At 37.5% G+C, this 6,480-nt stretch carries 6 protein-coding genes and 1 pseudogene; all 7 read left to right on the forward strand.

Annotated elements, in window-relative coordinates; translation table 11 throughout:
* Positions 1–172: 172 nt before the first annotated feature.
* Positions 173–562 (forward strand): hypothetical protein, encoded by a 390-nt coding sequence (locus GQR46_RS14370; RefSeq protein ID WP_010552792.1) that lies wholly within the window; start codon positions 173–175, stop codon positions 560–562.
* 97 nt (positions 563–659) lie between these two features.
* On the forward strand, positions 660–1,427 hold the full coding sequence (locus GQR46_RS14375) for a hypothetical protein (protein WP_165741299.1): 768 nt from the start codon (positions 660–662) through the stop codon (positions 1,425–1,427).
* A 6-nt stretch (positions 1,428–1,433) separates the two neighbouring features.
* Complete coding sequence (locus tag GQR46_RS14380) at positions 1,434–2,732, forward strand: ATPase, T2SS/T4P/T4SS family (protein ID WP_165741300.1); 1,299 nt, start codon at positions 1,434–1,436, stop codon at positions 2,730–2,732.
* Positions 2,725–3,600, forward strand: coding sequence for a type II secretion system F family protein (locus GQR46_RS14385; protein WP_165741301.1), 876 nt, complete (start codon positions 2,725–2,727; stop codon positions 3,598–3,600). Before GQR46_RS14380 ends, GQR46_RS14385 begins: the two co-directional genes overlap by 8 nt.
* Positions 3,597–4,412 (forward strand): hypothetical protein, encoded by an 816-nt coding sequence (locus GQR46_RS14390; protein WP_007586675.1) that lies wholly within the window; start codon positions 3,597–3,599, stop codon positions 4,410–4,412. The genes GQR46_RS14385 and GQR46_RS14390 overlap by 4 nt, the downstream gene beginning before the upstream one ends.
* Positions 4,413–4,421: 9 nt before the next feature.
* Positions 4,422–5,588 (forward strand): hypothetical protein, encoded by a 1,167-nt coding sequence (locus GQR46_RS14395; RefSeq protein WP_165741302.1) that lies wholly within the window; start codon positions 4,422–4,424, stop codon positions 5,586–5,588.
* Positions 5,585–6,480, forward strand: a pseudogene (locus tag GQR46_RS14400) (histidine kinase); the annotation flags it as partial. The gene GQR46_RS14395 and the pseudogene GQR46_RS14400, both read left to right, overlap by 4 nt.

A 6,480-nucleotide genomic window follows, 5' to 3' on the forward strand; every position in this document is an offset into this window, starting at 1 on the left:
ATCTAAAATATTTTTAATATTGATTTGCATTTTGCAAATCAAAAATTAAAACATCTAATAAACAGTAACCATTAAAAACATAACCAACTGTATTTAATAGTTATTTATAGCTGGCATGGTCCTCGCAATATGTAAAGTGAGCATAAGCTCTTCTAATTTAAAGGCTACGATTATGAAAACTATTAAACATAACTTAAATAGCAAAAAGCAAAAAGGTTTTGTACTAACGTCAGAGCTAATCATTCTTTCTACTTCAATGGTAGCAGCACTTGTAATTGGTTTATCTACATTACGTGACTCGGTAACCAGCGAACTTGAAGATGTAGCTGAAGCAATTGGCTCACTTGACCAAAGCTATGTATTTGACGGCATGATTAACGCCGAAGGCACTGCTGAAGTGTCTGGCTCTGGGTTTGTAGATTCAGTTGATGTGTACGCAGGCGATGGCAGTTCATTCACTTTTGTTGCATCAGACTTTAGTGAAAGTGCCGCACTTGTTAATGCAACACCAAGCGGCGATGCTGCAACACGTACAGCAGCAGGCGGTTCACAAGGTAACTAACGCAAGGTACCCAATATAAGGCAACCAGGTTTGAATACCAAGCTTAAGGCTCACTGCCACAAAAGTGTGGCAGTGAAAGTTACTCTGGAGGAATATTATGAAAAGTAAAAGTAACAAAGGCGCAACCACTGCGGCTCTCACATTACTCATCACCTCTGGCATGTTAGCTTCGGCTTTGGGCATTAGACAGGTAAGCGATGAAAATAGCGTAACAGCCTGGGTAGTAAACAAAAATATGTCGGCCGGTCAAACAGTAACCGTTCACGATGTAGAGCAAAAGAGTATAGATCCAAGTAACTATTCAAATATTGCACTGAGCGTTCAAAACCCACGTGCATTAATTGGTCAAAAATTAGCAACTAATAAAATGGTTGAACAACCTTTGTTCGACACCGATTTTATTAGAGCGAAAAGCCAAAATTTATCAGAAGCCATACCGGCAGGGCGTGTTTTATATACTTTAAAACTAAACACCTTAGATATTCCGCTTTCGCGCATACACAAAGGTGACCGACTCGACATAGTCGCTAAAACTAATCGCTTAGTAAGAACAGTTGCCCGTGATGTACAGCTTATTGGTGTTTCGAAAGGTCCTAAATCGCAAGCCGCTAAAAGTGGCGTAATGGATAATTTAGCTAAAGAGTCTAATTCTGCTACGGGCGGTGTTTCATTAGTCCTTGCGGTACTTCCAAAAGATGTTTATTCGTTGGCGGGTATAGATAACGCCGACAAAGTTTCAATTATTGTGCATAGCGCTTATGACATTGAACAAGGTCGTTTGCAAAACTTTTCACGCTTACAAACCAGTCGCACAATCGAAGTGGTTAAAGGCGTTAAAAATGAAGCTGTATATGTAGCTAAGTGAGTTTTTATGTTTAATTTATCAAGCAAACATGAAGAAGTTCAAACCAGTTTAAGTACCTTTGAAGAGCTTAAAAAGCTATTGCATGATGCCGTTATCGAAGAGTACGAACAAGAACCAACCGCGCTTTTATCAAGTAATGTTCTCGAAAAAATCTCTGCTTTGTGCAGTGAAATTCCACAATTTAATCAATCTTCATTTAATCAACACCAACAAGAGCAGGTTGTTCAGGCTGTATTTGATGAAATTCAGGGTCTGGGTCCTATTGCACAGTTTATGCTGGACGATCAGGTGAGTGATATTTTAATAAACGACACGCAAGATATTTGGATTGATAAACAAGGCAAACTACTTTGCACAGCCAGTAAGTTTGATGACGAACGCCATTTACGCCGATTTGTTGATCGCTTACTTGATGGTTGTGGCCGACAAGTGAATGCGCTTATGCCAATTGTTGATGGCAAACTAAAAGATGGTAGCCGTGTTCATATTATTGTACCGCCTGCGTGTACCAGCGCCGCGATTGTATCGATTCGTAAGTTTAATCATAAAAAAATAAACGATGACTTTTTAGTTAATAATCATTTTTTAGATAAAAACATCTTATCATTTTTAAAAAGCGCAGTTAAAACAGGCGTTAATATTTTAGTGTGTGGCAATGCCGGGGCAGGTAAAACATCATTATTAAACGTACTTGCTAACTCAATTAACCCAAATGAACGAGTTGTAACCATTGAAGAAAGTGCTGAGCTTAATTTGCATCACAACCACGTTGTGCAATTAGAAGCTCACGACACAAACAGCGATGGTAAAGGTGCAGTAAGCCTAAGAGATTTAGTAAAAGCAGCCCTTAGAATGCGCGCAGATAGAATACTTGTTGGAGAGGTACGCTCTGGCGAAGTAATTGATATGCTCCAAGCAATGAACTGTGGTCACCAAGGTTCGATGACGACCATACATGCTAACAGTGCAAATGATGCCGTTATTCGTTTATCTACCTTAGTGCAGTTACACAATGCACAACTGAGCGATACCCATACAAGTTCGCTAATCGCGTCGAGTATTCAACTTATTGTGCATGTTTCTCGCTCAACTAATGGCACCCGAACTCTAAAAAGTATTGGTGAAATTAAGCGTGTTAATGGCGGCGCACATTTTAGCCCGCTTTATAGTATTAATGAAGCAGAGCCAGTACAAAGTGAGTTAATAGATAACTCAAGTGTTATTGAGTTTATGAAAGGCCAAGGCGCAAATGCACAAGAATTAAAAGCATTACTGCACAATAACCCGGAGGCTAACAATGACTAAACTTGATTATTTATTAGCTATAGCGGCGGTTATAACCTTTGTACTTGCAACTAGTGTGTTGGTTTCTTTGTATGCTAAAAATAAAAGCAGCCAAGGCACTAAAAAAGTAGATATTTTAGAAGAAAAAGACGTACTTACTCTGTCACTACGAGTGCTAGGCTTAAACATAAGTAACGCCTGGTTTATAAGCATGGCGTGCTCGCTCTCTAGTAGTTCATGGTTTTTAGCTAAATTATATTATCCAGAGGCATCAACCAGCGCGTTTATTATTTCAATCGTGGTTTTTGTAACCTGTTTTATAACTGTGATTGACTTGGCTCATTATAAATTAGCAAAATTTGAGCATCATTTTTTAGAATTTATTGAAACCGTACAATCGTGTTTAAGCACTGGGCTATCGCTACAGCAATCAATGCAGTTTGCTGATGAACATGCAGACCCATATATAAAAAAACAAAGCACCTTACTAATACAACGCATTAGCATGGGGAGTGATGCCGAAACGTCGTTTGCCCCTTTAATTGAAAGATACAACTGCGAAACCGTAAGATTGTTTGCTCATAGCATCATTACACATACACAAAGCCAGTGTGATTTAACCGACATGCTAAAAAGCGTATGCAACATGATGTCGCTTCGGACCCTCGACCGCCAACAGCTAAAAGCTAAGCTTTCGGGCACTAAATACGCTGCTGTATTTAGTGGTTTTTTACCTTACGCACTAATTCCTTTATTTAGCTATACCGATCCAACCTGGTTTGAACCATTATTAAACGACCCTAATGGTATTGCATTTATAACGGTTGCGCTTCTTTGTCAGCTATTTGGTTTTTTATGGCTACGCCTTAGCTTAAGGGTAACATTATGATTGATATACTTTTACTTATCGGACTTTTAGTAAGTATGGGCTCATTTATCCATATTCATAGGCAATCTCTTAAAGTTGAATTAGATAAACCCGATACTAAAAACATTAATTGGTATCCGCTAATTATCATCTCTAAACGTCAACTAAGACAAGCAGGGATTCAAATTAATAAAATATTAATAAGTCTGTACTGCTTCAAAGTGGCTGCTACTTTTAGTGCATTTACGGTTATAGAACTAACAGGTTATGAGCTGAGCCAATCGATTAAATTGTTACTGTGTTTTATGTGTTTTTTTGCACCCGAATGCTGGTTTTTATTACGTAAAAATCAACGCAAAACCACTATTAATAATAGCTTAGAGTTTTTTTTACGGGTGTTACTGGTTTACATGCGCGCTGGATTTTCACTAGAGCGCTCATTTGCACTGGCGGTTGATCATGGATTAAGTCAAAAACACCCATTATACAAAGAGCTAAAGTTATTTTTATTCGAACTAAGCGCAGGTAAAGATCGTGAATTTGCATTTAATTCACTTTTTGAAAGAACCGGCGTATTAGGAATTAAAAAGCTCGCTAACTTAATGTTAATAGGGTCAAAACTTGGTACGCCACTTATCCAAGCAGTAGAGGCTCAACTTGAAGGCCTAGCTCTAAAAAAGAACATTTTACTCGCTAAAAAGGTAAACAAAAAAGCGATGCACACGACCTTTCCCATTATCTTAATTTGTTTTCCGATGTTTTTGGTATTGGTGTTTTTTCCCGCAGCATTACAAGTAATGAACGTACTTAAAATGCTTGTAGAAGTATTATAGGAGCCTGATATGAAAAAGCATTATCAACAAGGGTACATACTTACTATTGAGCTTATATTAATTATAACAATTTTAATTATTGGCTCAATTGGTGGGGTTATTTTAGTCAGGGATGCCCTTATTAAGCGCCATCAAACTAAGGTAGATAATCAAATTACTGTCGTTGATGCTAACAATAGACCACTCGGTATTGCAGTAAGTTTTGATGAGCACCAAGCCCCACTAATTTTTTATACAGACCGGGGGGCAAACAGCACATACAGAGCGCTAATTGGCATACGAGATGATAGGTTTACCTCACGAGAAGCTGTTTATTACGATGCTCCAAATTGCCAAGGTAATCCGTGTTTAAAGGGCTTAAGCGATGAAGCAACAGACAGCCAAGGTGTGAGTAAACTAAATAATACCGGTAATGTAAGTTATATAAATGCGCTGCAGCAAGGTCCAAATTATGCAATAGGGCAGTTAGGTAATACCGTTATTGGTCAGTTATTAAGAAGTACGCCACAACAATGCCCTGCTAATAGTGAACAAATTCTATCTCGTTATGTATCACAAAAAGTAGTAACAGGCTCACCTTGTGAAAGCTTTGAAATAGATAAGCAACCGGCCGACAGCAGTTGTTTAGTTGGCTTGACCGCTTTGGGTCGTCCACTTGTAGGAACCGACGGTCGAGAGTTGGCGCTATCATGTGACACATGCCAAGCAGGGTACGAATCGCAAGGCGATATACTTGATTTATATTTACCCGAAGTAGAATCCCTCTTAAAAGATGCACTTAAAGCGCTTAAGTTCGTTCTTATAGGAACAAACTTTGATATAGAGCTTGGCACTATATGCTGCCCAGAAGGGACACGCTTAGAAGAAGATGAAAACATTGTAGAGACACTCGTCTTCACTATTTTACAAACTACATTTGAGCTCGCCGGTATTGATTTAGTAAATAACCTTATTATTAGTGAAACACTGAGCTTAATAGGGATTGAGCCAGGCATTACATATTGCAAAACATCACTTAATTTAGTTAATGCAGAACAAGTGATTAATATCACTACAGGCGAACCTGCACTTAGTAGCTTAACACCACCATTTAAAGTTTTACTGCCAGTACACAGCGGCCAAAACAGTACAACGTGGATACATACTCCCCCTAAAGGGGAAGGAGAACGTCAATGAACGCCTCAAATATATTTACCTCACATGCTAATGTAGCAGATACACAAACTGATGAAATATCAACAGAAATTAAAGAAACGCTAACACTACTAAAACAGTTTTATGATGTTCCAATTGTTAAATTTATCGATTTTAGAGAAGTTTATTCAGAGCAGTTAATAACCTGCAACGATAAAGAAAGCGTCGAAAATGAGTTATTAAGCTATCAAAAACGCTGTAGACAAGAAAAACTATATTTATTTGAAGATACCTTTTTTGATGATGTATCAAACAACACGCACAAATTAATTCGTTTTTATGCACAATATCCAATTTATAGTGTCACTAATAAATTAATTGGCGTAGTGCTGATGGCCGATTTAGCACCTAAAACATTAATAGGTTCACAAAAAGATCAGTTTATTTCATTTGCTCAATTATTACAGACACAGTTAAATAAAAATTCAGATTCAGTAAGTAATCAAAGTGCTAAGCCTGAGAAAAAAAATTATGGTGAAAAGTATATTCATGTATTTAGTTTAGCGCCCGTCGCATTTTTAATTGCATTAGTATTATGCTCATTCACTGCATTACTTCTTTATACTATTGAAAAAAAGGAGCTGCAAAGTAACTACAATCAACAAACCCAGCAATTACGTAAAACGTTATTTAATGCATTAGAGCGATTTGATAATCAAGGATTGTATATATCTCAAAAAGATTTAGTTATTGCAGGCTTTTTGCAAAGCCAAAATAACTATACAAAAGAGCAGCTTAACAATTTAGTGCAGAGTCAGGTTTCACAAAGTTTAACTTACAAAGGGTATGTTGTGTTTGATTCTGAGTATAACCAGCTTGCACTTTGGTCAAAAAATAATTTTGATTTAGCCGCGTATGGGTTTACAAACTGGTT

The sequence above is a fragment of the Pseudoalteromonas sp. Z1A6 genome (genome assembly GCF_011378745.1).
Lineage (GTDB): Bacteria > Pseudomonadota > Gammaproteobacteria > Enterobacterales > Alteromonadaceae > Pseudoalteromonas > Pseudoalteromonas arctica.